Origin of the sequence: Celeribacter ethanolicus, from assembly GCF_002407265.1 — a bacterium.
GTDB classification, from domain to species: Bacteria; Pseudomonadota; Alphaproteobacteria; order Rhodobacterales; family Rhodobacteraceae; genus Celeribacter; species Celeribacter ethanolicus.
In genome coordinates, this window is sequence record NZ_CP022196.1 from 1,608,988 (window position 1) to 1,633,692 (window position 24,705).

Consider the following 24,705-nt stretch of genomic DNA (forward strand, 5'->3'; position numbering starts at 1 on the left):
CAGCGAAAAATTCCCCGTTCTATAGTCACTTTAACCCGACAGGAGCCGCCGGAATGCAGAAAACCACGCATATCGTTCGATTTTTTGCCGTCACCACGCTCGCGCCCGTCGTGCTTCTGACGCTGGGGGCCCTGTTCGGCGGGGTTTGGGCCGTGGCCGGATTTCTATACATGACGGCGCTGGCCTATGCGCTGGATCAACTCATCGCGCTGGCCACGCAGCCGGAAAACCCGGAGGCCGAATTTCCCGACGCCAACGCGCTGTCCGCGATACTGGCGCTCGCGCATTTCGCGCTTTTGCCGCTCGCGGTCTGGGCGCTGTCGAATGGGCAATTCGCATTTTGGGAAAGGGTCTTCGTGTTCTTCGGCATGGGGCTGTTCTTCGGACAGGTGTCGAATTCCAATGCCCATGAGATGGTTCACCGCTCCGACCGGACGCTGCGCCGTCTCGGCACATGGGTCTATATCACACTCCTGTTCGGCCATCACGCAACCGCGCATGTGCGGGTCCATCATCGCTATGCCGCCTCGCCCGAGGACCCCAATTCCGCGCCTCTGGGCATGAGCTATTACCGCTTTCTGCCGCGCGCCTGGTTCGGGTCTTTCAAAGCCGGTCTGCGCGCCGAAAACGCCATGCGCCAACGCGCCGGATCGACCGATCTGCACCCCTATGCGCTCTATCTCGGGGGCGCTGTCGCCTGTCTGGGGCTGGCCTTTGTCATCGGCGGTTTCACCGGTGTTATCAAATACATCCTTCTGGCGGGATATGCCTCCGCCCAACTCATGCTGTCGGATTACGTGCAGCATTATGGCCTCCGTCGGCGCGAAATTTCAGAGGGCAGATACGACCCCGTTGGCCCGGAGCATAGCTGGAACAGCCCGCAATGGTTCACCTCGCTTCTGATGCTCAATGCCCCGCGTCATTCCGATCACCATGCGCACCCGATGAAGCCCTATCCGGCGCTTGAAATCACCGACGGGATGCCACAACTGCCACGATCTCTTCCCGCGATGGCGACGCTGGCGCTGATCCCGCCCTTGTGGCGCAAGGTGATGGACCCGCGTGTGGCGCGGCTCGTGCAAATGCGCGGGAGCCCCCCTGAGGCTTAACCATTTGTTAAGAACGTGAATGGTGCAAAACCCGCCGATATGACATGGTTACCACATGATGACTCGCCTGCTCTTCGCCCCGCTCCTGTGCCTCTGCGCCGCGCCCCTGATCGCCGATCCGCTGTCCGGTGCGGAATTCGAGGCCTATGCCACCGGCAAGACCCTGACCTTCGCCGAGGACGGTCAGCCCTATGGCGCAGAGCAATACCTTCCCGGCAAGCGCGTGCGTTGGGCCTTCGATCAGGACACCTGCAAGGAAGGTATCTGGTACGAGCAGGATCAGAACATCTGTTTCGTCTATGAGGACGGGCTGATGCCGCAATGCTGGCAATTCTTCATCGAGAGCGACAAGCTCAAGGCCGTGTTCCAGGGCGAAAGCGGCACCGAGCTTTACGAGGCCTGGACCTCCGACGGCCCGCTGGCCTGCATGGGACCGCATATCGGGGTCTGATCCCGCCCTTCTCAGAACAGGCTGCCCTGCTCCGGTTTGTCCTTCGGCGCTCCCTTCGGGGCGCGCGGTTTGGCGGGTTTGGGCGGGGTCGCAACACCGCTCCCGATCCGCACACGCCCGTCGGCAAACTGCACCTCATGCATACGGCCCGCGTCTTTCGACGAGGTGACGACCCCACCCTCCGCATCGCGCACCACCGCGTAGCCGCGTTTCAGGGTTTCCTCATAGGACAGCGCAGAGAGCAGCCCCGCCCGCTGATCGAGAGCCGCGCGCCAACGATGCGTCTGGCCTTGGGCTGCGCGGGCGAAGCGATCCGAAAGCTGCGTCAGATCGCGACACGTCTGAGCCGTATTCCGCGAAATGATGGCGGGAGAGAGTCGTGCCGCGAGCCGGTCGAGATCGCGCCGGTGTTGCCCCGTCCCGCGCGCCAGAGCCGGAGCGAGACGTGTCGAGAGAGACGTCAGCCGATCCCCTTGCGCCCGCATCCGGCTCTGCAACATCGCGGGGCGCAGAACCGTCGCCGCTTCCGAAAGCTTCAGCCGCCGGTTGCGCACGCCGTTGATCAGCGCCTGCGTCAGGCGCAAATCCATCTGATCCACCCGCTGCCGTGGCCCATCGAGCAAGCGCTCTTTCGGCGGCAAAGCCCGGCTCAGATCGCGCAGCCGTTGACGCCGAAGCTCGACACCACTGTTCAAAGCCCGCTCCATCCGGGCACGCAGTTCCTGCACCGTCACCCACAATTCGCGTCGCACCGGCACGGCCAGTTCGGCGGCGGCGGTGGGCGTGGGCGCGCGACGATCCGAGGCGAAATCAATCAGCGTCGTGTCGGTCTCGTGGCCCACGGCAGAGATCAGCGGGATCTCGGAGGCGGCCGCCGCGCGCACCACGATTTCCTCGTTGAAGCCCCAAAGGTCCTCGACCGATCCGCCGCCGCGCGCGACGATGATAAGATCGGGGCGCGGGATGCCGCCGTCAACCGGCAGAGCATTGAACCCCCTGATCCCGTTCGCAACCTCTTCCGCGCATTTCTGCCCCTGAACCGCCACCGGCCAGATCAAAACATGGCGCGGAAACCGGTCGCTCAGCCGGTGCAAAATATCGCGGATCACCGCCCCCGAGGGCGAAGTCACCACCCCGATCACCTCCGGCAGCCACGGCAGGGGTTTCTTGCGCGCCGCATCGAAAAGCCCCTCGGCAGCCAGCGCCTTTTTGCGCTTTTCCAGCATCGCCATCAGCGCGCCCGCCCCCGCAGGCTCCACATTGTCGATGATGATCTGATAGCGCGACCCGCCGGGGAAGGTCGTCATCCGCCCCGTCGCGATCACCTCCATCCCCTCTTCGGGCTGAACCTCCATCCGCGCGACCTGACCTTTCCAGCTCACCGCATTGATCACCGATTTCTCGTCCTTGAGATCGAAATACAAATGCCCCGAGCGCGGTCGTGACACGCGCCCCACCTCGGCGCGCACCCGCACATAGCCGAACTCGCCCTCGATCATCGCCTTCACCGCGCCCGAAAGCTCGGAAACGGTAAACTCCGGGGCGTTGGAAGTGCCTTTCGGGCTGTCATCCTCGAAAAGATCGGACATCTTCTGTCTCCGGCGGCTGCTCGTGCTTGTGTCAAACTCGCGCTGACCTTAGAACGCGCGCAACCAAAGGTGAAGCGGAGAGGCGCGATGAACATTCTGATCCTTGGCAGCGGCGGGCGTGAACATGCCTTGGCCTGGGCGGTGATGCAGAACCCGAAATGCGACAAGCTGATCGTGGCGCCGGGCAATGCGGGCATCGCGAAAATCGCCGAATGCGCGTCTTTTGACATTAACGATGGTCCGGCTGTGGTGGCCTTCGTCGAGGAAAACGCGATTGATTTCGTGATCATCGGCCCGGAAGCGCCCCTAGCCGCAGGCGTCGCCGACGATCTGCGCGCGGCGGGCATCCTGACCTTTGGCCCGTCCAAAGCGGCGGCCCAGCTTGAGGCCTCGAAAGGCTTCACCAAAGAGATTTGCGACGCTTCGGGCGCGCCGACCGCTGGCTATGCGCGCTTTGACGATGCCGAGGCCGCCAAGGCCTATATCCGCGACCAAGGCGCGCCGATCGTGGTTAAGGCCGACGGTCTTGCCGCCGGTAAAGGCGTGATCGTCGCAATGGACGAGTCGACCGCCTTGGAGGCCATCGACGACATGTTCGGCGGTGCCTTCGGTGGCGCAGGTGCGGAGGTCGTGATCGAGGAATTCATGGAGGGCGAAGAGGCCTCCTGGTTCATCCTGTGTGACGGCGAAAACGTCTTGCCCATCGGCACGGCGCAGGATCACAAGCGCGTGGGCGACGGTGATACCGGCCTCAACACCGGCGGCATGGGCGCCTATTCCCCCGCGCCGGTGATGACCGACAGCGTCATTCAGAAAGCCATGGACGAGATCGTCAAACCGACCGTCGCCGAGATGGCGAAGCGCGGCATGCCCTATCAGGGCGTGCTCTATGCCGGCTTCATGATCAAGGACGGCCAGCCGCGCCTTGTGGAATACAACTGCCGTTTCGGCGATCCGGAATGTCAGGTGCTGATGATGCGTCTGGGCGCGCAGGCGCTCGACCTGATGCTCGCGACCGCCGAAGGCACGCTGGATCAGGCCAGGGTGAACTGGGCCGACGATCACGCGATGACCGTTGTGATGGCCGCAAAGGGCTATCCCGGCGCCTATGAGAAAGGATCTGTGATCAAGGGCTTGGGCGCGCTTCCCGAGGACAGCATGAACATGGTGTTCCATGCGGGCACCGCCGAGAAAGACGGCCAGATCGTCGCGACCGGCGGGCGGGTGCTCAACGTCACCGCGCGCGGCGACAGTTTGCAAGAAGCCCGGGATCGCGCCTATGCGATGATCGAGAGCATCGAATGGCCCGAAGGGTTCAACCGCTCGGATATTGGCTGGCGGGCACTGAAATAAGCGCTTTGCGGTTAAACCGATGTTAACCTTACCCGTGGCATAACCATGCTGCGAACTGCACCAAAGGCTCGAATGGCCCTCCGGTTTGGAACTTCGGTGTAAAAGCCCGATCAAGGCTGTCGCGACAGATATTGGGGCGCGCTCGAACGGCGCGCCTTTTCTGTTGTGCCGTTTCGCAGCCATAACGCTCACGCCCCCATACACTCATTATCCGTGGGGGCCGACCCCCACTCCCCCGGGATATTGGGAGACAAAAGAAATCCCATTAAGCCCGAATTAACCTTGGTGCTTTTATCTGGAACCACGGTACAGGCGGGGACGCCGATGACCGTGACGGAAGAAGCCCTCTGTTCCAGATCATGGGATAGAGGGATACGCCGAGGCCTCAGAAAAGCGTTGGCACGGATGAGGGCGCGTGCTTCTTTTGTCCCCCAATATCCCGGGGAGAGCTTGGCGCGGGGCCCCCGTGCCAAGTGAGGGGCAGCGCCCCTTCTCAACCGCAACGCTTAAGTGCTTCTTACCCGGCCCTCGCATGTACGCGCGGGCGCTCAATCCGGCAAGGCCGGACTGGCTCTCACCCCATTCTCTCCGAGGCATAGCTGCCCGGAGACGCCGGAAACACCACCGTCTTGTTGCCGTTGATAAACGCCCGGTGATGGATATGCGCATGGATCGCACGCGACAGCACCTGCGCCTCCACATCACGGCCCAGAGACACGTAATCCTCGGGCGATTGCGCATGGGTCACGCGGATCGTGTCCTGTTCGATGATCGGCCCCTCATCGAGATCGGCGGTCACGTAATGCGCCGTTGCTCCGATCAGTTTCACGCCCCGCTCGAACGCCTGTTTATACGGGTTCGCGCCTTTGAAGCTTGGGAGGAAAGAGTGGTGGATATTGATGATCCGACCGGACATTCTCTGACAAAGCCGATCAGAGAGGATCTGCATGTAGCGCGCCAGAACGACAAGCTCCGCACCGCTCTCCTCGACGATCTCCAAAAGGCGCGCTTCGGCCTGCGGCTTGTTCTCCTTGGTCACGCGCACCTGATAAAACGGGATGTCATGGTTCACCACAAGCTTTTGATACTCCATATGATTGGAGACCACGGCGACAATGTCGATGGGCAGCGCGCCGATCCGCCAGCGGTAGAGAAGATCGTTGAGACAATGCCCGAAACGGGACACCATGATCACGACCTTCATCTTTTTCGCCTCGTCATGCACCGCCCATGTCATCTCGAAAGTCTCTGCAACGGGGGTGAATTCCGCGACAAGATCCGCGCGCGTCAGCCCCTTTTCGGAGACGAAACTGACACGCATGAAGAACCGATCCGTATCGGGATCGTCGAACTGTGCGGAATCGGTGATGTTGCATCCCAGTTCGGCGAGCTTGCCGGAAATGGCGGCGACGATACCGCGTTTCGAAGGGCAGGTGACGGTCAGGACATGCGAGGTCATAGCGGGCCTTTTCTTGGTTCCGACGCGAAGTCTTGCCGTGTCGCAGGCCGCAGCACCAGAGGCAAAACGACAGGTTTCCAGCCAGAGCGCGGGTCGATCAGCGGCGGAAGTTTCCGAAAGGCGTCAGTTGCACGCCATATGGGACGCAAAGCTCGCAGCCCCCGCGTAGCGGGCCACAGGCGTTGCCATCAAGCCGCCGTTTTCCCAGCGGGTTGCCATGATCTGCGTCCAATCCGCATCGGCGGTCAGGATCACCGGCGCCTGCCCCGAACAGGCGCGCACACCGCCCTCAATCCGGTCAGAACCGAGATGATGGTTGGTCAGCCCGCCCAGCCGGGCTGTGGGCACGAGCATCCCCTCCCCCGTCAGATCGACCGGCAAAAGCACCAGCTCTTTGAACAAATGCGGACGGTCGACATAGGCCACCTCATCCACCCCGTCGCCATCGAAATCAGCAATCCCGGCGATGGCGAGCCAGCGATGCGGCTGACCGATCGGCGCGCTGGCCTTGGCGGGGACGAGGCGGTCTTGGCCGTCGAGCGTCCAAACCTGAACCCAGGCGCCCGTCGCAAAGCCGCTGACCACGGACACGACCTCGGGCCGCCCGTCACCATCGAAATCATGGAGGCGCGGCGCGGTATCTTCGAACACGCTTTTCCTGAAAGAGGCTTCGCGCGTGGTGCCGTCATCCAGCGTGACCACCATGCGGGCATATTCACCGTTCTTCACCGCACCGTGGCCATAGGCCGTAGTCGGCTCCGCGTAATGCGCCCCGGTGATCCGGGCGGCACAAAGCGGACTGGCAACAAACGGACTGGCCGCCAGCATAAGCAAGGCGACCAGTCTCAGCATCAGATCTGCTTTTCAGGCAGGTTCACCACGAGACCGTCGATCTCCGGCGTGACCTTGATCTGGCAGGTCAGGCGCGAGCGCACCGGATCGGGTTCGAAGGCGAAATCGAGCATGTCTTCTTCCATATCGTCCTTCGCCGGGAGTTTCTCGACCCAGTCGGGCGCCACATAGACATGACAGGTGGAACAGGCGCAGGCACCGCCGCAATCGGCGTCAATGCCCGGAATGCCATTGTCGCGCGCACCTTCCATGACGGTGCGCCCCACGGGCACGTCCACGACATGTTCGGTGCCGCCGAATTCGACATAGGTGATCTTGACCATTGGCTCATCCTCTTTTCGCAGCTTTGGCGTCGCCACAGGCTTAGCGTGCGGCTTGCCCGGAGAAAAGGGGCATTCCGTCGCGACCAGCGGTCCGGATGGCACGCAACGGAGAAAATCCCGCATCGGCGCATTTTCAGGCACAGGATTGCAGCCTCTCTGCGGACAGGGCTCCGGATGCAACCGCATTCCCCCTTTGGAATTCGGCAAACCCGCGTTACCATTGCCGAAAGCCCACGAGAGGCGTCACAAGAGCAGAGCCATGTCCCGAAAGAGCCCCCCGTTGCGCCTGGCGCTTGTCCTGATGAGCGCCCTTTTGTCGGCCTGTCAGATGAGTGCGCCCGACACCGAGATCCTGCGCGCCGCCGATACGCCGGGCGCACCGCCGGGGGCCGATCCGGAGGCCTGTTACGCCCGTCATGTGACGCCAGCGATCATCGAAACGGTCACCGAACATGTCATGGTGCAGCCGCCGCAGATCGACAGCTCGGGCGCAGTCGCCTACCCGGCAGTTTACCGCACCGAAACCCGTCAGGAAATCGTGCGGGAACGCAAGGAGCTGTGGTTCGAGACCCTCTGCCGGGAGGACTGGACGCCCGAATTCATTGCCTCGGTCCAGCGCGCGTTGCTGGTGCGCGGGTATTTCCAGGGGGCTGTGAACGGCAAGATGGACCATGCCACCCGTCGCGCGATCCGCGCCTATCAGCTCGAGCAAGGGGTGGACAGCGAGGTGCTTTCCATCGCCGCCGCGCGTCAGTTGGGCCTCAAGGAAGTGCCCCGCGAGGAGTGACACGGCCACGAGACGACAAAGGAGATGCGACAAAGGAAAAGGCGGCCCCCCGGGCCGCCTTTGTCATTCACAGATGAGAGGCGGGTTTACTCGCCAACCCCCAGCGCCACGAAACGCGGCTCGCCGGCGCGGCGGACCAGAAGCAGCACGGTCTTGCGCCCGGCTTCCTTGGCCTCGTCGACACGCGCTTCGAGATCACTGAGGCTCGTCACTTTCTGCTGACCGGCCTCGGTGATCACGTCACCGGCACGCAGCCCCTTGGTATAGGCTTCGGAAGTCTCGTCCACCTCGACCACGGCCAGACCGTCAGTGCCCGCCGAAACACCGAGCTGTTCACGCAGCGTGTCGTCGAGCGGTTGCAGGGTCATGCCCATCATCTGCACGGTTTCCGGCGCTTCCGCGGCGGGATTGTCCTCCGGGAAGGCGGTGTTTTCGGCCTCTTCGCGACGGCCCAATGTGACCATCAGGGTCTGGGTCTTGCCATCGCGGAACACCACGATGCGCACGGCCTTGCCCACTTCGGTCTCACCCACGGTACGCACCAGCTCGCGGGTGTCTTTCACATCCTTGCCATCGAAGGACAGGATGACGTCGCCGCTTTCGATGCCAGCTTCTTTCGACGGGCCTTCCGGCACATCGGTGACCAGCGCCCCTTTGGCGGCGTCGAGCCCCATGGCCTCGGCCACATCGTCGGTCACGTCCTGAATGCGAACGCCGAGCCAGCCGCGGCGGGTCTCACCGAACTCCTTGAGCTGATCGACCACTTTGGAGACCACATTCGAGGCCATCGAGAAGCCGATACCGATGGAGCCGCCATTGGGCGAGAGGATCGCGGTGTTCACGCCGATCACCTGACCGTCCATGTTGAACAGCGGCCCGCCGGAGTTGCCGCGGTTGATGGCGGCGTCGGTCTGGATGTAATCGTCATAAGCGCCCGACAGAGCCCGACCGCGTTGCGACACGATGCCTGCGGAGACGGAGAAGCCCTGACCGAGCGGGTTGCCCATGGCCATGACCCAGTCGCCCACACGGGCCACATCACTGTCGCCGAAGGGTACGAATTTCAGCGGCTTGTCGCTGTCGACCTTGAGCACGGCAATGTCGGTTTTCGGATCGGTGCCCACCAGTTTCGCCGGAAGGGTGAAGCCTTCGAAGAACTCGATCTCGATCTCGTCGGCACCTTCGATCACGTGGTTGTTCGTGACGATATAGCCGTCTTCGGAAATGACGAAGCCGGAGCCCAGCGCCTGCGACCGGCGCGGGCCACCCTGACCGTTACGGTCCATGAAATCACGGAAGAAATCTTCGAACGGTGAGCCTTCCGGCACGATCGGTTGTTGATCGGTGGAGGCCTCGACCACGGTCGTGGTGGTGATATTCACCACGGCGGGGCTGACCTTTTCGGCGAGATCGGCAAAGGTTTCCGGCGCCCCGCGCGCCTCTGCGGCGACGGATTGGAACATCAGCGCAACCGTGGCGATCAGGGCGAGGAAAAGCGCTCGCAGATCGGTGCGGGACATGCGCAGGGGAAGGGAAACGGCGCGAGCCTGTGTCATCGGTATTCGGTCCTCCGTATGGATGCGCGAGGATCTCGGCCCCACGCGACAACTGCCTTTTCGGGGTACAGATAGGGGCCATGCCGCACAACTCAAACCCTGTCGCGCCCAGTCAACAGCATGTGAGCGGGGTGTGACAAGGAGAAAGGCCTCCGGTTTGCGGGGAATTCCGGCAGGAGGGTGACGGAAGACGGGAATGACACGCCCGTCCCTCAGAGGCCGAGCCAGCGCCGCCCCAGCGCCACCAGCAGCACGCCCAGAGCCAGGGCCGCCAAGCCGATGCCGCGCCGTGTCACGGGCGGCAGTTCCGCAAAGGCGCGCACGACGTCCTCCAAACGCGAAGGGGCCAGTGCAAGCACCAGCCCCTCCACACAAAGCACCAATCCCACAGCGAGGATCAGAAATGCCATTTACTTGCCCTGATCGGACTTCAGATAGTCAAAGAACTCGCTGTCCGGCGACATCACCATGGTAGTGTTGGACCCTTTCAGACCCGCACGGTACGCGTCGAGCGAACGATAGAACTCGAAGAAATCCGGATCCGCGCCGTAAGCTTCGGCATAGATGCGGTTTTTCTCCGCATCCGCCTCACCGCGGGTGATCTCGGCCTGCCGGCGCGCATCGGATTCAAGCTCGACCACGGTCCGGTCGGCCTGCGCCCGCACGCGCTGCGCGGCCTCTTCCCCCCGCGCCCGCTCGTCGGCAGCTTCGCGTTCACGTTCCGCACGCATCCGCGCAAAGGTGGCCTCAAGGTTCTGGTCCGGCAGGAAGGTCTGTTTCAGACGCACGTCCACGATGTCGACGCCGAGAGAGGCGGCCTCTGCACGGGCCTGATCGCGGATGCGACGGGCCAGTTCGGCACGGTCGGCGGAGATCACCGTGTTCGAGGTGACCGTATCCGCACCGAGCACTTCGCGAAGCTGCGCGTTGAGGATGCCTTTCAGACGATCTTCGGCAAACCGCACACCGCCGGTGGACACGGCCTGACGGAAACGCACCACGTCGGCAATCCGGTAACGCGCGAAGGCATCGACCAAAAGACGACGGTCATCCGAAGGCGTGACCTCGATTTCCGGGGTCTCGAGCGACAGGATACGGTCGTCGTAATAGACCACTTCCTGAATGAACGGGATTTTGAAGGCGAGACCCGGCTCTTCCTTGACGGATTTGATCTGGCCGAATTGCAGCACCAGCGCCTTTTGGCGTTCATCCACGATGAACAGCGAGGACATCACCAGAACCAGCGCCACAAAAAGGACGGCGAAAAGAATGGGAAGTTTCTTCATCAGTTCGCCCCCTCAGTCGATTTCTTCAACTCGTTCAAGGGCAGGTAGGGCACAACGCCCTGACCGTTGCCGCTTTCGTCGAGGATGATCTTGTCCATCCCGCCATAGACCTCTTCGAGGGCTTCGAGATAGAGACGTTTACGGGTCACATCCGGCGCATTCTTGTATTCCTCAAGCACGGCGGTAAAGCGGCTGGCCTCACCTTCGGCGGCATTGACCACCTGCGCCCGATAACCTTCGGCCTCTTCGACAATCTGCGCCGCGGTCCCGCGCGCACCGGCGAGAACCCGGTTGGCGTAAGCGTCGGCCTGACGTTCGAGACGATCCCGTTCCTGCTCGGCAGCCTGCACGTCGCGGAAAGCATCAATCACCTCGCCCGGCGGGTCGGCTTTGTCGAGGTTGACGCGGATCACGGTGATGCCGCTGTCATAGCTGTCGAGCGTCGACTGGATCAGGGTCATCGCATTATCGGCGATCAGACCCCGGTCACGGTTCAGAATCGGCGCCAAGGTCGAGGCCGCGATGATTTCGCGCATCGAAGCCTCGGACACCGCCTGCACCGTTTGGCGCGGATCGCTGAGGTTAAACAGGTATTTCGCCGGATCGTTGATGTTCCAGACCACCTGAAAATCAATATCGACGATATTGGCATCGGTCGTCAGCATCATGCCGGTGCTGCCCTGACCGACGGAGCCGACATTCTCGGTGCGTTCGCCCGTAACGATGACTTTTTCGTAGCTCACAAGCGGCCAGGGGGCGAAGTTCAGACCCGGCTGACCGATCTTGTAGAACTCACCGAGGAACAGTTCGACCGACTGTTCTTCCGGTTTCACGGTATAGAAGGAGGAAAAGGCCCAAAGACCGATGGCGCCCAGCGCGACAAGACCGATCGTGCCCTTGTTGAACCCCGGACCGCCGGCTCCAGAGCCGCCGGAACGGCCCGTGCCGCCACCTTTGCCGCCCATCAGGACCTTCAGGTATTCGTTGCCCTTGTTGAGCATCTCGTCGATCTCGGGAATTTGCGGCTGATCGCCGGGGCGGCGACCGTTGTTGTCCCGCCCGTTGCCCCGGTTGTCACCGCCGCGGTTGTCTCCTCCGCTGGGTCCCGTCGGTCGGTTGCCACCGCCGCCGCCCCAGGGACCGCCATTGTTGCTGGCCATTAAGGTCATTTCCTCTTTATACGTATGGGTCCGACCCGGCAGGCAAAATGCCGTCGGGTCGAGGCTCGGTTTCAACCTGTTCCTTCCGGGGCGGATTTTCAAGGGTGCGAGAGGGTCGCACCCCGCCTTTCTCGTCCATTCCGGTCAGTTATGAACGCGGGTCGGCGTTTTCATCAGGACAATCTCTTCCGCCATGGTCGGGTGCACCGCCACGGTGGCGTCGAAATCTTCTTTGGTCGCGCCCATTTTCACCGCCACACCGGCAAGCTGGATCATCTCGCCCGCATGCGGCGCAATGATGTGACAGCCAAGCACCTTGCGCGTCGTCTGACACACGATGAGCTTGAACATCACGCGCTCGTTCTTGTCGATGAAACTGTTCTGCATCGGGCGGAAAGCAGCGGTATAGATCTCGACCGGGCCCTCCTCGCGCGCCTGTTCCTCGGTCAGGCCCACCGCGCCGTATTCCGGCTGAGTGAAGATCGCCGAAGGCACATTGCTGTGATCCGGCGTCATCGGATTGCCCTTGAACACGGTCTCGTGGAAGGCCATCGCCTCCCGGATCGCCACCGGCGTCAGTTGAATGCGGTCGGTCACATCGCCCACGGCAAAGATCGACGGAATGTTGGTCTGGCTGTACGCATCGACCTTGATCTCACCATGACGGCCAAGCTCGACACCGGCGTTTTCAAGACCAAGCCCCGCCGTCGCCGGTTTGCGCCCGGTGGCGTAGAGCACCACGTCGAACGTGGCCTCGCGCCCGTCGGTGGTCTTGGTCCAGATCCCGTCCTTGCGTTTCTCCAGCCGCTCGATATCGGTTCCGACATGCAGGTTGATCCCCTGCCCCGAGATCAACTCGGCAATATGGCCGCGCGCCTCGTCGTCGAAGCCCCGCAGAATTTGCGCGCCGCGATAGACCTGCGTCACTTCGGAGCCCAGACCGTTGAAAATACATGCGAATTCACAGGCGATATAACCGCCTCCGACGATCAGGATCTTCTTCGGCAACTCGGGAATGTCGAAAATCTCGTTCGAGGTGATCGCATGCTCGATCCCCGGCGTCTGCTCCGGCACGAAGGGCGTACCGCCCACGGCCACGAGGATATGTTTCGCCGTTTTCTCGGTGCCATCGGCCAAAGTGACCGTATGCGCATCCTTGACGGTGGCACGCTGATGCAGAATCTCGACCCCCGCCGCATCCGCGTTCCTGGTGTAGATGCCTTCGAGACGGGACAGTTCGGCCTTGAGCTTTGCCTGAAAGCTCTTCCAGTCGAACTTGCCGAGCTTGATGTCCCAGCCGTATTTCCCGGCCTCATCGGCGGCGGCGGCATATTGCGAGGCGAAGACCATCAGCTTTTTCGGGACACAGCCGCGAATGACACAGGTGCCGCCCATGCGGAATTCCTCCGCCATGGCGACCTTCTGCCCGCCAGCCGCCGTCAGACGCGCCGCCCGCACCCCGCCCGAGCCACCACCGATCACGAAGAGATCATAGTCGAAATCCATCTGTCCCGCCTTTTTGGAAGAATTCTAAAGTCGTGGGTAGATGTAGGGGCTTTGGAGCCAAAGGAAAACCCCGCGCAAGCTGCACGGGGTCTTTGCAAAATCACAGGAACGGCAGGTTCAGTCCAGATCGGCGAAAATGTTTTCGCTCTCCTCAAATTCGACCTGATCCTCGCTCTCCTCGCCGGAGATAATATCGCGCACCGTCACCCGTCCGTCGCCATGGCCGATGATCACCTTGTCGCAAATGTCGATGAACAGCCCGTTTTCCACCACGCCAGGGATTTGATTGAGCACAAGTGCGAGCTGCCGCGCGTTGCCGATGCGCTGGAGGTGCAAGTCGATGATGTGATTGCCCTCGTCGCTCACATAGGCCGCATCGCCGCTCATCCGAAGCGTCGATTGCTGGCCCAGCACATCCATCGCCACCAGCGTTTCCTCCACCAGCGCCTTGGTGGTTTGCCAGCCAAACGGGATCACCTCGACCGGAAGCGGGAAATGCCCGAGCGTCTCCACCCGTTTCGACACGTCCGAGATGACGATCATCTGATCCGACGCCGTGGCGACAATCTTTTCCTGCAAAAGCGCGCCGCCGCCGCCCTTGATCAGGTTCAGTTCCGGGTCGAATTCGTCGGCGCCGTCGATCGTCAGATCGAGCCATTTCGCCTCGTCGAGAGACACCACCCGGATACCCTGTTGCCGGGCCAGTTCCGCCGTGCGCGACGAGGTCGGCACACCGATGATGTTGAGCCCTTCCTCGCGCACCATATCGCCCAGAAGCCGCACCATCCAGGCCGCCGTCGATCCGGTGCCAAGCCCGAGCTTCATGCCGTCCTCGACATAATCCAGCGCCTTTCTGGCGGCCACGAATTTGGCGGTATCAATCGGCGACAGCGTATCGGACATGACGATTTCCCCAGGGCGCAACTCAGGCGCAACACGTTCAGGCATGGCAGGTTCAGCGGCATTTATAGGCCGCGTGCGACCATTTGGATAGGCGAAATCCGGGGCTTGCGGCTGGACAGCGCGGCTCTACGACGTAAATGATCGGGTAAGGGGGATGTGTTAGAAAACGTGATGACGGACCGGATGTCGAAATATCTCCACCTCGCCCTCGGATGGCTCTGCGTGCTCCTGGGCGCCATCGGTGCAGTGCTGCCGGTCATGCCGACGACCGGCTTTCTCATCCTTGCCGCGTTCTTTTTCACCAAGGGCTCGCCACGGCTGCGGCAATGGTTGCTCGATCATGCGCATTTCGGCCCGCCGATCCGTGCATGGGAGGAAACCGGTGCGATCCCGCGACGGATCAAATGGGTTTCAATCTCCATGATGATGCTGAGTTTTCTGCCAACAACACTGATGGGCGTGTCCTGGCCCTGGATCGCGCTGCAGGCGGTGCTGATCGCCCTGGGCGCGCTCTATATTCTGACCCGTCCGGACGCCTGAGCCCTTGCGCCGGGCGCGGATCCCACCGACAAGGGCGCATGACACAGCGCCCGACCTCCGCAGAAGACCGCCCCCTGTTCGGCATGATGATGATGCTCGGCTTTTGCGCCGTGGCACCTGTCATCGACGTCTTCGCAAAGCTCGCTTCGGCGCATCATGCGGTCGGTCAGATCACCGCCGGGCGGTTCGTTGTGCAAGGCGCGATTCTGCTGCCCATCGCGCTCTGGCTTGGCCTGCCGCTTGTCATGTCACGACGCGACGCCGCTCTGATCTTCCTGCGCGGGCTGCTCACGCTGGCGGCCACCTTTTCTTTCGTCTGGGCCGTGTCGATCATGCCTTTGGCCGATGCGCTGGCGATCACCTATATCGAGCCCTTCATCCTGCTGCTGTTCGGCTGGGCCCTGTTCGGCGAAGAGGTTGGCCCGCGACGGCTCATCGCTTCGGTCACCGGCTTTGTCGGCGTGCTGATCGTGGTACGCCCGGGGCTTCTGGCCTTTGGCAGCGCAGCGCTCCTGCCGCTGGCGGCGGGGTTCTTCTTCGCCTGCTACATGCTGGTGACGCGTGCGCTGCGTCATTACGACCCGGTCGCGCTTCAGGCCTCGACCGCCATTGCGGCGCTGATCGTCGCATGGCCGCTCCTCGTCATCTTCGACGGGACGGGCGGGCCGCTCGATCCGAGCTGGCCCACGGGGTGGGACTGGCTCTGGCTGGCGGGGGTCGGTGTCGCCGCGACCATCTCTCACCAGGGGCTGACGCTCGCCCTGCGCCATGCGCCTTCGGCCACGGTCGCGCCTCTGGGTTATCTGGAGCTTGTGTTCTCGACGCTGGCAGGGCTTCTCGTCTTTGGCGACTTCCCTGCCCCCGTGGTCTGGCTCGGCATTGCGATCATCGTCGCCTCGGGACTCTACATCATCCACCGCGAGCGGGTGAACCGGCGCAAACCTGCGATCCCCGCCGACCCCAACGCGGTTTAACCCCAGTCAGGCGCCGCCACGAGCCGGGCGATCAGCTCCTGCCCCAACATATCACGCGGCAGAATCACCATCATGCCCGGCGCATCGAACCACAGATCCACCTGCCTGCCGTCGGCCCTGTTCGACGTGCCGACCCGCCCGTCGGGAGCAAAACCGATCCCCTCGATCGGCCAGTACAACCCGTCGGACCGCCCCGACACGGGCCCCATCGGAAAGAGCGAGACGCGATCTCCGGGCCGGGTCGCCAGACACAACGCGGGCGGGGCCATAAAACAGAGGTCGTCCTCGCCGAGAATGATGCAGCGCCGGTCCGGGAACCGCGCCAATGTCGCATAGACCGACAGCTCATGGTCGATCCGTGCACCGGTGAAACCGACGCCAAGGATCATCGGCGCGCGCACCCGCATCAGTGCCTTTTCGAAATCCGTGCTGTCCTGTTCGGGAATGTGAAACAATCGCTCCGCTGCGATCCGAGCGCGACTCTCCGCTCCCAGACTGTCGAAATCTCCGATCACGCAATCCGGCATATGCCCGAGCGCCAACGCCTTGGACGCCCCGCCATCGGCGGCAACGAGCTTTGGCGCGAAAGACAGCGCCTCGGTGAGACGATCGGCCCACACAGCTCCGCCGCCCAGCAAAGTGACGTTTTTTCGAGTGTTCAGAATGGGTTCAATGGATTTCATGACCGCTTCGTTAACCTCTTTGCCATATTTTGGACAGGAAAAGATCACGACCATTTCCCGGTTTTGTTCCGATTTGCGAACCAATTCATGGTAAACAAGAGACTGCTGAGCAAGTGCAGAAAGTGAGTATTGGCATGGTGAGTGACAGTAAAATTCTGACCGTATCCTACGGAACTTTCTCCTGTACGCTGGAGGGATTTGACGATCCGTTCAACACGATGCGGTCCATCGCGGAATATTTCCGCGACCTCGCCGCAGACGATCGCTATTTCGGCGCGGAACCGCCGACCCCCGATCCACAGATGCTGAGCTCCATTGCCGAAAAGGAAATCCAGCGTCGGGTGGAGGCCCGCATGCAGGAAGGCGGTCTGGTGCTGCGTCAAATGGAGCAGGATCAGCGTGCCCGGCCCATGGCTGCCCCCGTGACGGATACGTCGCAGCCCGCTGCCGCACCGGTCATCGCAGAAGCCCCCGCGCCTGAGACGAAACAACCGAGCGTTCCGGCCCGCGACACCGTTTCCGAACCTGCGCCAGTCGAGACGTCCAAGCCGCAACCGGCGAGCTCCAAGGCAGCTCTGGCCGGAACTCTGGCCGGAAGCTCGATTGCCGACAAGCTCGAACGCATCCGTGCGGCCGTGGCGCAACGCAATCAGGCCGATTTCGCCGAGGATCAGAATGCCGCGATGAATTTTGCCGGGACCGCCCTGCATGAGCGTTTCGAGGAAGAACTCGTCGAAGAGACCGAAGCGGCGCGGGACGACGTCCCCGTGGCAGAGGCGACGCCGGTTTCCGAAATCGTACCGGAGATCGAAGAAAGCGCAGCGGAAGACGAAGTCGTGACACCGGAGGCCGAAGCGGCCACCGAGGACGTGGTCGAGGCAGGGAACGATCTGGCCGAAGTCACGCTCGCAGATGCCCCCCCCTCCGACGCCCCCGAAGAGGCCGACGCTGGAAAACCCTCGCGCATCGCCGCACCGTTTCAGGAAGCCGCCGCAATCATCGCGGAAATGAACGGCGACATTGCCGACAGCGCAGAGAACGAGGCCCTTGAAGAGAGCACGGACGCCATCGCGGACGCGATCACGGGTATCGAAACTGCGAGCGAAACCGGGGAAGAGCCCTACGAAGACACCCCGGTGATCGAAGAGATGGCTACGGACCTGTCCCCGGAAACGGACGAAGACGTCACGCTCGGCAATGTGCTCTCCTCTCTGCAAGTCTCGGAGGAGGCAGCGGAAGAGGCAGGCGAAATCGCCGATGAGATCGCCAACGCGGCGGACAACGATGCCGAACGGCACGAGATGGACCCCAATCTCGCCGCCGACATCGCCGAAGCCACGCGTCCGGTCGAGACCGCCGAGGACGAGGCCGGCCCCGCCATCAACGAACCGCTCCAGCGTGTTCGCGCTCGTGTGGTGAAGATGCGCCGCGCCGATTTCGAGGCGAAAACCGCAGAGGAAGAGCCGGTTGCGAATGAAGAACCGGTTGAAGAGGCCGCTTCCAACGAGGCACCCGAAGCGCTGACCGAAACCCTGCGCCGTGAGCTTGGTTCCTCGTCTCTCGATGCCGAAGACGAAGACGAGCTGATGCGCGAGCTGGCCGAGGTTGCCATCGCCGCCGAGGTCGAGGAAGACGGCGAGATCGAGAAAGACATCGAAGACGAGGCCCCCGCCGCGCTCTTCGCCGAGGAGGACGAGACCGAGGACGACAGCGACACGCGCAATGTCTTCGACACCTCCGATGCCTCGATGTCGCGCCTGATGGATGAGGCCGACCGCGAGATGGCCAAGGGCGAAAACACCCGCCGCCGCAACGCGATCCAGCATCTGAAAGCCGCCGTGACCGCGATCCGCGCCGAGAAAAACGAAAAAGGCGATGTCGTCGAGGAAGACGAAGCTGAGGTCTACAAGGAAGATCTCGCCCGCGTCGTACGCCCCCGCCGCCCCGAGGGTGCCGGTCAGACGCGTCGGCAACTGCCGCCGCTGATGCTGGTGTCCGAACAACGCATCGACACGCCGAAAGACCTGCCGAATGGTGCCAACATCACCCCGGTACGCCCGCGCCGCGTGTCCCGCGCGGCTCTGGCGGTGCAGGAAACCGAAGCGCTCGACACGGTCGAAGAGATCAGCACAACCGCGCCCGACACCGGCGTCACCTTCGCCGACTTTGCCGAAGCCCAAGGGGCCGAGAGCCTTACCGATATTCTCGAAGCCGCCGCAGCGTTTTCGAGTTTCGTCCAGGGCCGCGAAACGGTGACCCGGCCGCAGATCATGCATCTGGCGAAAGCGGCGATGCCGGAGGATGTGCCGGTCGAGGAACGTCTGCGCTCCTTCGGGCAGCTTTTGCGTCAGGGCAAGATCCGCAAGCAAAGCCGGGGCCAGTTCACAGTGGCAGACACGACGCGGTTCAAGCCGCAATAAAACCGTTTAAAGACAATGAAAAAGGCCGCCCCGAGAGGCGGCCTTTTTTATGCGTTACGGTCGTCGGAGGCATCCGGGTCGGGTTGACCGACGCCCTTAAACACCGCCTTGAGCGGAAAGGCCCAAAGCACGCCGAGCCCGACATAGACCGCCAGTTCCACCCAAAGCCCCGGCCGGTCGATCCAGTTCATGAGGGTCACGGCCATCACGATATAGAGCGGCAGGCCGAGCACCAGCACCAGAAGCGCCAGACGCCTGCGTGCCTTGTAGGACAGCGCCATCAGACCACGCCCCTCAGTCGGCGAACGGGTCGGTGACGAGGATGGTGTCGTCGCGCTCGGGCGAGGTGGACAGAAGCGCCACCGGGCAGTCGATCAGTTCTTCGACGCGCTTGACGTATTTGACGGCGTTGGCAGGAAGATCGTTCCAGCTCCGCGCGCCTTCGGTCGACTCGGACCAGCCGGGCATTTCCTCGTACACGGGCGTGCAGCGGGCCTGATCTTCGGCGGCGAACGGCAGGTAATCCAGCACTTCGCCATCGAGTTCGTAGCCGACGCAGATTTTCAGCGTCTCGAAGCCGTCCAAAACGTCGAGCTTGGTAAAGGCGATGCCGGTCACGCCGGAGGTGGCGCAGGTCTGGCGCACGAGGGCGGCGTCAAACCAGCCACAGCGGCGTTTGCGGCCCGTCACCGTGCCGAACTCATGACCGCGCGTGCCGAGACGGTTGCCGTCCTCGTCGAGAAGCTCGGTCGGGAACGGGCCTTCCCCCACGCGGGTGGTGTAAGCCTTCACGATGCCGAGCACATAGTCGATGGAGGTCGGGCCGATGCCGACGCCGGTGGCGGCCTGACCGGCGATCACGTTCGAGGAGGTCACGAACGGATAGGTGCCGAAGTCGATGTCCAGAAGCGCGCCTTGGGCGCCTTCGAACAGGATGCGCTTGCCGGCTTTGCGTTGCTCGTTCAGCACCTTCCAGACCGGACCGGCATAGGGCAGGATTTCCTTGGCGATCACTTTGAGATCATTGAGCAAACGCTCACGGTCCACCGGCTCGATGCCAAGCCCCTTGCGCAGCGGATCGTGGTGCTGAAGGGCGCGGTCGACGCGGGCTTCGAGCGTGGCCTCGTCAGCCAGATCGGCAACGCGCACGGAGCGACGGCCCACTTTATCCTCGTAAGCCGGGCCGATGCCACGACCGGTGGTGCCGATCTTGGTGCCTTTGGAAGCGGCCTCTTCGCGGGCGCGGTCCAGCTCGCCGTGGATCGGCAGGATGAGCGGGGTGTTCTCCGCGATCATCAGCGTGTCCGGCGAAATATCAACGCCTTGCTCACGAATTTTGGCGATCTCGTTGACGAGGTGCCACGGGTCGAGCACGACCCCGTTGCCGATCACCGACAGCTTACCGCCGCGCACAACGCCCGAGGGCAGCGCGTTCAGCTTGTAAACCTGGTTGTTGATGACAAGCGTGTGGCCAGCGTTGTGACCGCCCTGAAACCGCGCGATGATGTCCGCGCGCTCCGAGAGCCAGTCCACGATCTTGCCTTTCCCCTCGTCACCCCACTGGGCGCCGACAACGACGACATTAGCCATAATGAGTCCTTTGGATTGGATGAAGCCCGGAGCTGTATAGCGATCCGTGTCGGGCGATGAAACCGAAAACTGCGCTGTTTTTACCGGTCGGCAAAGCGTCGGATTTGCGTCGGACTTTTGTCGGCCCCCGACACGCGCCTTAGAGACCAGAAATCGACGCCGCTTTCCCGGCGGACAGGCGCGCGCATTGCCGCTACACTTTCCCGCATGACACTTTTCGATCTTCCCGACGCCGACACGCTCTATATCGCGCTCCTCACCCGCGACCCGTCTTACGAGGGGCGCGCCTGGGTGGGCGTGACCTCGACCGGCGTGTTCTGCCGCTTCACCTGCCCCGCGCGCAAACCGAAGCCCGAGAACTGCCGCTGGTTCGACAGCCTTGGGGCCTGCATCGAGGCGGGGTTCCGGCCCTGCAAACGCTGCCAGCCCCTGAAGGCCGCGACGGATGCGGAGCCGGTGATCGAGGAGTTGCTCACCGCGCTCGGGGAACGCCCGGAGCATCGCTGGTGCGAGGCGGACGTGACGGCGATGGGATACGACCGGGGCACGGTGCGCCGGGCGTTCAAACGGCATTTCGGGATGAGCTTTCTGGAGCTTGCTCGGCTGGAACGGCTCCGGCGGGGGTTTGAAGTAATGAGCGAGGGCGGCACGGTGTTGGAAGCCGGGCTTGAGGCTGGGTTCTCGTCGGCCTCGGCATTCCGGGCGCGGGTGGGCGCACTTTTGGGGATGGCCCCCGGCACGCTGAGTGCCGATCCGCTGTTGAGCATCGACTGGATCGACACGCCACTGGGGCCGATGATTGCTGTTGCAGATGGGCATAGGTTGCATCTTCTGGAATTCATGGACCGCAAGGCGCTGCCGACCGAGCTGCGGAAACTCGCGGAGGCGGCAAAAGGACGGCTTGGGTTCGGGCGGACGGCGATCCATGACCAGACGGCGCGGGAATTGACGGCGTATTTCGACGGCAAGAGGACCGTGTTCACCGTCCCGCTGGCCTATCACGGCAGCGGGTTTTATGGACAGGTCTGGGACGCATTGCGCGAGATTCCGGCGGGCGAAACCCGCAGCTATGGCGCGCTTGCGACCGGGATCGGACGTCCGACGGCGAGCCGGGCGGTGGCGCGGGCCAACGGGGCGAACCAAATCGCGATTCTCATTCCCTGCCACCGGGTGATCGGCGCGGACGGATCGCTGACCGGCTATGGCGGCGGATTGTGGCGCAAGCAGCGGCTTTTGGAGATCGAGACGGATTATGCCCGCGCGGCGAGAACAGAGAGCGTATCCCAGCCATAAGCGACCTCGTCGATCCCAGCTTCGGGGCGCGAGTCGATCCGCTCGGCGACCTGTTTCCCGCCCAAAGCCTCGTAGAATGCGCGCGCTGGCATGTTCTCCGTCAACACCCAAAGGGCGGCGGCCTCATGCCCCATGGCTCGAAGCGCCTGAGCGCCCCTGGCCATCAACGCAGAGCCGAGGCCTTGGCGCGGGGAGGCGACGTAAATCGCCGAAAATTCACCGGCGAAATCGTTGACGAGATCGGCGTTGCGCTGATCGCCACAGGAGAGAAAGCCCGCGACAGTATCGTTTTGCACCGCAACAAAAACCGCCCCTCGCCCCGAAGCTTCATAGCTGTCGATGATTTTCGCCCAGCCTTTTTCCCGATCCGGCACCGTCATGCGGTCAATGAGTGCATCGGGCAAGAGGTCGCGATAGGCAGAGCGCCAGACGGCGACCTGAACCTCGGCAATCGGCAAAGCATCCTGACGCGTGGCGGGGCGGATGAAAAATGTCTCGGTCATGGGGGCAGAATGCGCAAGCCTGCCGGAAACACAAGTCCCGGCGGTTTTGTCCGGCCCATCGGGCCAGATCAGGGTTGCGCGAGATCATGAGACCCCTTAAGTAGCCCCATCGTACGACCTCAAAGGCCTGATCCATGGAAAATGTCATTCTCGTCATCCACCTGATCCTCGCGCTCTGCCTCATCGGCATTGTGCTCTTGCAGCGATCCGAGGGTGGCGGTCTTGGCATGGGCGGTGGCGGCGACGTCATGACGGGCCGGGCTGCGGCCACGGCGCTGAGCAAGCTGACCTGGCTGTTCGCCATCGGCTTTATCATCACCTCGGTGACCCTGACGGTTCTGGCGCGCAAGGATGCGGCAGCCACCTCCGTGATGGATGGGGTCACCACCGAAGAGACCGTACCGACCGAAGACACCACGCCCCCGGCCCTGCCGTCGGGTGCCGATCTTCTGCCGCCGGCGTCGACAGATGCGCCGGTTGCGCCGCCGCGCGCCGACTGATCTTTCCAAAGATTAACAAAACCTTGAGAGTTGAGGGGAAATTCCCCTCAACATGTTGCGGTTTGGTTGCGCGGGGTGGCCGAATCTGTTATTTCTTAAATCCCGTGAACCACGTTGTTTCGAGCAGGGGCCAACCGGTCGATGAGATCGGATAAATTGGCTTTTGGAGCGGCGTAAGACAAGAATTCAGACTATCACGGGAGCCTCTCCAGCCCATGGCACGCTATGTCTTCATCACCGGCGGTGTTGTTTCTTCGCTTGGGAAAGGTCTCGCATCGGCCGCCCTCGGCGCTTTGTTGCAAGCGCGCGGCTACTCGGTGCGTTTGCGCAAACTCGACCCTTACCTGAACGTCGACCCCGGGACGATGAGCCCGTTCGAGCATGGCGAGGTCTTCGTGACCGATGACGGGGCGGAAACCGATCTGGACCTCGGCCATTACGAGCGGTTCACGGGTGTTTCGGCGCGCATGACCGATTCCGTCTCTTCCGGGCGCATCTACACCAATGTTCTCGAAAAAGAGCGGCGCGGCGATTACCTCGGCAAGACCATTCAGGTCATTCCGCACGTCACCAACGAGATCAAGGATTTCATCGAGATCGGCGACGATGAGGTCGATTTCATGCTTTGCGAAATCGGCGGCACGGTGGGCGACATTGAGGGCCTGCCCTTCTTCGAAGCCATCCGTCAGTTCGCCCAAGACCGCCCGCGCGGCCAGTGCATCTTCATGCATCTGACGCTTTTGCCGTACATTGCAGCCTCCGGCGAGTTGAAGACCAAACCGACGCAGCACTCCGTCAAGGAGTTGCGCACCATCGGCCTCCAGCCGAACGTGCTGGTCTGCCGCTCCGAACATCCGATCCCGGAAAAGGAACGCGAGAAGATCGCGCTGTTCTGTAACGTCCGCAAGGAGGATGTGATCGCGGCCCCGGATTTGAAATCCATCTACGAAGCGCCTTTGGCCTATCACCGCGAGGGGCTGGATCAGGCCGTGTTGGACGCGTTCAACATCGCCCCCGCGCCGAAGCCGGACCTGTCGGTGTGGCACGATGTGGCGGACCGGATCTTCAACCCTGAGGGCGAGGTCAAGGTCGCGATCGTCGGCAAATACGTGCAGCTCGAAGACGCCTATAAATCCGTGAGCGAAGCCCTCACCCATGGCGGCATGGCCAACCGGGTGAAGGTCAAGGTCGAGTGGGTCGATGCGGAAACCTTCGAGCACGAAGACCCCGCCCCCTATCTCGAAGGCTTCGACGCCATCCTCGTGCCCGGCGGTTTCGGCGAGCGCGGCACGGAAGGCAAGATCAAGGCAGCGCAATTCGCCCGCGAGCGCAAGGTGCCCTATCTCGGCATCTGCCTCGGCATGCAGATGGCGGTGATCGAAGCGGCGCGGCATCTGGCCGGGATCGAGAGCGCGGGTTCCGAGGAATTCGACCATGAAGCTGGCAAGAAACGGTTCGAGCCGGTGGTTTACCACCTCAAGGAATGGGTGCAGGGCAACCATACGGTGCAGCGCAAGGCGGATGACGCCAAGGGCGGCACCATGCGGCTTGGCGCCTATACCGCGAGCCTCAAGGAAGGCTCAAAAGTGGCGGAAATCTACGGCTCGACCGAGATCGAGGAACGCCATCGCCATCGCTATGAGGTGGACATCAAGTACAAGGACAAGCTGGAGGCCTGCGGGCTGGTGTTCTCGGGCATGTCGCCGGACGGGCGTCTGCCGGAGATCGTCGAGGCCAAGGATCACCCGTGGTACATCGGTGTGCAATATCACCCGGAGCTGAAATCGAAACCTTTCGCCCCCGCGCCGCTGTTCCGCGATTTCATCCGGGCTGCGAAAGAAAACTCCCGTCTGGTGTAAGGACCGCTT

At 62.6% G+C, this 24,705-nt stretch carries 24 protein-coding genes; 10 read left to right on the plus strand and 14 right to left on the minus strand.

What is annotated here, in order from left to right; translation table 11 throughout:
* Positions 1 to 53 precede the first annotated feature (53 nt).
* Complete coding sequence (locus CEW89_RS07855; protein WP_096805502.1) at positions 54 to 1,109, plus strand: alkane 1-monooxygenase; 1,056 nt, start codon at positions 54 to 56, stop codon at positions 1,107 to 1,109.
* Between the two features lie 55 nt (positions 1,110 to 1,164).
* On the plus strand, positions 1,165 to 1,560 hold the full coding sequence (locus CEW89_RS07860) for a hypothetical protein (protein WP_420795659.1): 396 nt from the start codon (positions 1,165 to 1,167) through the stop codon (positions 1,558 to 1,560).
* Positions 1,561 to 1,571: 11 nt separating this feature from the next.
* Here CEW89_RS07860 and xseA read toward each other — a convergent pair whose 3' ends face one another.
* The gene (gene xseA / locus CEW89_RS07865) at positions 1,572 to 3,149 is read right to left on the minus strand and encodes an exodeoxyribonuclease VII large subunit (RefSeq protein ID WP_096805503.1); all 1,578 of its coding nucleotides are present in this window, start codon (positions 3,147 to 3,149) and stop codon (positions 1,572 to 1,574) included.
* Between the two features lie 87 nt (positions 3,150 to 3,236).
* Here xseA and purD point away from each other — a divergent pair, with 87 nt between their 5' ends.
* A complete protein-coding gene (gene purD / locus CEW89_RS07870) occupies positions 3,237 to 4,502 on the plus strand; it encodes a phosphoribosylamine--glycine ligase (protein ID WP_096805504.1) in 1,266 nt (421 codons plus the stop codon).
* A 574-nt stretch (positions 4,503 to 5,076) separates the two neighbouring features.
* Here the strand turns inward: purD and purU are convergent.
* From purU to CEW89_RS07885, 3 genes are all read right to left on the minus strand, one after another.
* Positions 5,077 to 5,961: a formyltetrahydrofolate deformylase gene (gene purU, locus CEW89_RS07875; RefSeq protein WP_066704307.1), complete on the minus strand. Its 885-nt coding sequence runs from the start codon at positions 5,959 to 5,961 to the stop codon at positions 5,077 to 5,079.
* Positions 5,962 to 6,084: 123 nt separating this feature from the next.
* A complete protein-coding gene (locus CEW89_RS07880) occupies positions 6,085 to 6,813 on the minus strand; it encodes an FG-GAP repeat domain-containing protein (RefSeq protein ID WP_096805505.1) in 729 nt (242 codons plus the stop codon).
* Positions 6,813 to 7,136: a 2Fe-2S iron-sulfur cluster-binding protein gene (locus CEW89_RS07885; RefSeq protein WP_066704311.1), complete on the minus strand. Its 324-nt coding sequence runs from the start codon at positions 7,134 to 7,136 to the stop codon at positions 6,813 to 6,815. Before CEW89_RS07885 ends, CEW89_RS07880 begins: the two co-directional genes overlap by 1 nt.
* A gap of 259 nt (positions 7,137 to 7,395) precedes the next feature.
* Here CEW89_RS07885 and CEW89_RS07890 point away from each other — a divergent pair, with 259 nt between their 5' ends.
* The gene (locus CEW89_RS07890; RefSeq protein ID WP_096805506.1) at positions 7,396 to 7,923 is read left to right on the plus strand and encodes a peptidoglycan-binding domain-containing protein; all 528 of its coding nucleotides are present in this window, start codon (positions 7,396 to 7,398) and stop codon (positions 7,921 to 7,923) included.
* 86 nt (positions 7,924 to 8,009) lie between these two features.
* Here the strand turns inward: CEW89_RS07890 and CEW89_RS07895 are convergent, their stop codons facing one another.
* The 6 genes from CEW89_RS07895 to rpiA all read right to left on the minus strand — a co-directional run bounded on the left by CEW89_RS07895 (position 8,010) and on the right by rpiA (position 14,334).
* A complete protein-coding gene (locus CEW89_RS07895; RefSeq protein WP_096805507.1) occupies positions 8,010 to 9,479 on the minus strand; it encodes a Do family serine endopeptidase in 1,470 nt (489 codons plus the stop codon).
* A gap of 212 nt (positions 9,480 to 9,691) precedes the next feature.
* Positions 9,692 to 9,889 carry a DUF2065 family protein gene (locus tag CEW89_RS07900; RefSeq protein WP_096805508.1) on the minus strand — a complete coding sequence of 66 codons (198 nt, stop codon included), beginning with the start codon at positions 9,887 to 9,889 and terminating at the stop codon, positions 9,692 to 9,694.
* On the minus strand, positions 9,890 to 10,765 hold the full coding sequence (gene hflC, locus CEW89_RS07905) for a protease modulator HflC (RefSeq protein WP_096805509.1): 876 nt from the start codon (positions 10,763 to 10,765) through the stop codon (positions 9,890 to 9,892).
* Entirely contained in the window at positions 10,765 to 11,925 is a 1,161-nt protein-coding gene (hflK, locus tag CEW89_RS07910; protein WP_096805510.1) for an FtsH protease activity modulator HflK, read from the minus strand. Before hflK ends, hflC begins: the two co-directional genes overlap by 1 nt.
* 144 nt (positions 11,926 to 12,069) lie before the next feature.
* On the minus strand, positions 12,070 to 13,431 hold the full coding sequence (gene gor, locus CEW89_RS07915; RefSeq protein ID WP_096805511.1) for a glutathione-disulfide reductase: 1,362 nt from the start codon (positions 13,429 to 13,431) through the stop codon (positions 12,070 to 12,072).
* A 117-nt stretch (positions 13,432 to 13,548) separates the two neighbouring features.
* Positions 13,549 to 14,334, minus strand: a complete 786-nt coding sequence (gene rpiA / locus CEW89_RS07920; RefSeq protein WP_066704329.1) for a ribose-5-phosphate isomerase RpiA — start codon at positions 14,332 to 14,334, stop codon at positions 13,549 to 13,551.
* Positions 14,335 to 14,517: 183 nt separating this feature from the next.
* Here rpiA and CEW89_RS07925 point away from each other — a divergent pair, with 183 nt between their 5' ends.
* Both CEW89_RS07925 and CEW89_RS07930 read left to right on the plus strand, forming a co-directional pair.
* Positions 14,518 to 14,874, plus strand: a complete 357-nt coding sequence (locus CEW89_RS07925) for a YbaN family protein (RefSeq protein WP_238379700.1) — start codon at positions 14,518 to 14,520, stop codon at positions 14,872 to 14,874.
* Positions 14,875 to 14,912: 38 nt separating this feature from the next.
* Positions 14,913 to 15,848, plus strand: a complete 936-nt coding sequence (locus tag CEW89_RS07930; RefSeq protein ID WP_066704333.1) for a DMT family transporter — start codon at positions 14,913 to 14,915, stop codon at positions 15,846 to 15,848.
* Here the strand turns inward: CEW89_RS07930 and CEW89_RS07935 are convergent.
* Positions 15,845 to 16,531 (minus strand): thiamine diphosphokinase, encoded by a 687-nt coding sequence (locus CEW89_RS07935; protein WP_157779783.1) that lies wholly within the window; start codon positions 16,529 to 16,531, stop codon positions 15,845 to 15,847. The two genes, CEW89_RS07930 and CEW89_RS07935, sit on opposite strands and share 4 nt — an antisense overlap.
* Positions 16,532 to 16,665: 134 nt before the next feature.
* Between CEW89_RS07935 and CEW89_RS07940 the strand changes: the two genes are divergently transcribed.
* Positions 16,666 to 18,951: a hypothetical protein gene (locus tag CEW89_RS07940; RefSeq protein WP_096805512.1), complete on the plus strand. Its 2,286-nt coding sequence runs from the start codon at positions 16,666 to 16,668 to the stop codon at positions 18,949 to 18,951.
* A 47-nt stretch (positions 18,952 to 18,998) separates the two neighbouring features.
* Here the strand turns inward: CEW89_RS07940 and CEW89_RS07945 are convergent, their stop codons facing one another.
* Entirely contained in the window at positions 18,999 to 19,232 is a 234-nt protein-coding gene (locus CEW89_RS07945) for a DUF2842 domain-containing protein (protein WP_096805513.1), read from the minus strand.
* 13 nt (positions 19,233 to 19,245) lie between these two features.
* The gene (locus CEW89_RS07950) at positions 19,246 to 20,541 is read right to left on the minus strand and encodes an adenylosuccinate synthase (protein WP_096805514.1); all 1,296 of its coding nucleotides are present in this window, start codon (positions 20,539 to 20,541) and stop codon (positions 19,246 to 19,248) included.
* 207 nt (positions 20,542 to 20,748) lie between these two features.
* On the opposite strand from CEW89_RS07950, the gene CEW89_RS07955 reads away from it, so the two are divergent.
* The gene (locus CEW89_RS07955) at positions 20,749 to 21,834 is read left to right on the plus strand and encodes a bifunctional transcriptional activator/DNA repair enzyme AdaA (protein WP_096805515.1); all 1,086 of its coding nucleotides are present in this window, start codon (positions 20,749 to 20,751) and stop codon (positions 21,832 to 21,834) included.
* Here the strand turns inward: CEW89_RS07955 and CEW89_RS07960 are convergent.
* Positions 21,792 to 22,337, minus strand: a complete 546-nt coding sequence (locus CEW89_RS07960) for a GNAT family N-acetyltransferase (protein ID WP_096805516.1) — start codon at positions 22,335 to 22,337, stop codon at positions 21,792 to 21,794. The genes CEW89_RS07955 and CEW89_RS07960 overlap by 43 nt on opposite strands.
* A gap of 134 nt (positions 22,338 to 22,471) precedes the next feature.
* On the opposite strand from CEW89_RS07960, the gene secG reads away from it, so the two are divergent.
* Both secG and CEW89_RS07970 read left to right on the plus strand, forming a co-directional pair.
* Positions 22,472 to 22,837, plus strand: coding sequence for a preprotein translocase subunit SecG (gene secG, locus CEW89_RS07965; RefSeq protein ID WP_066704351.1), 366 nt, complete (start codon positions 22,472 to 22,474; stop codon positions 22,835 to 22,837).
* A gap of 215 nt (positions 22,838 to 23,052) precedes the next feature.
* Positions 23,053 to 24,696, plus strand: a complete 1,644-nt coding sequence (locus tag CEW89_RS07970; protein ID WP_096805517.1) for a CTP synthase — start codon at positions 23,053 to 23,055, stop codon at positions 24,694 to 24,696.
* Positions 24,697 to 24,705 lie beyond the last annotated feature (9 nt).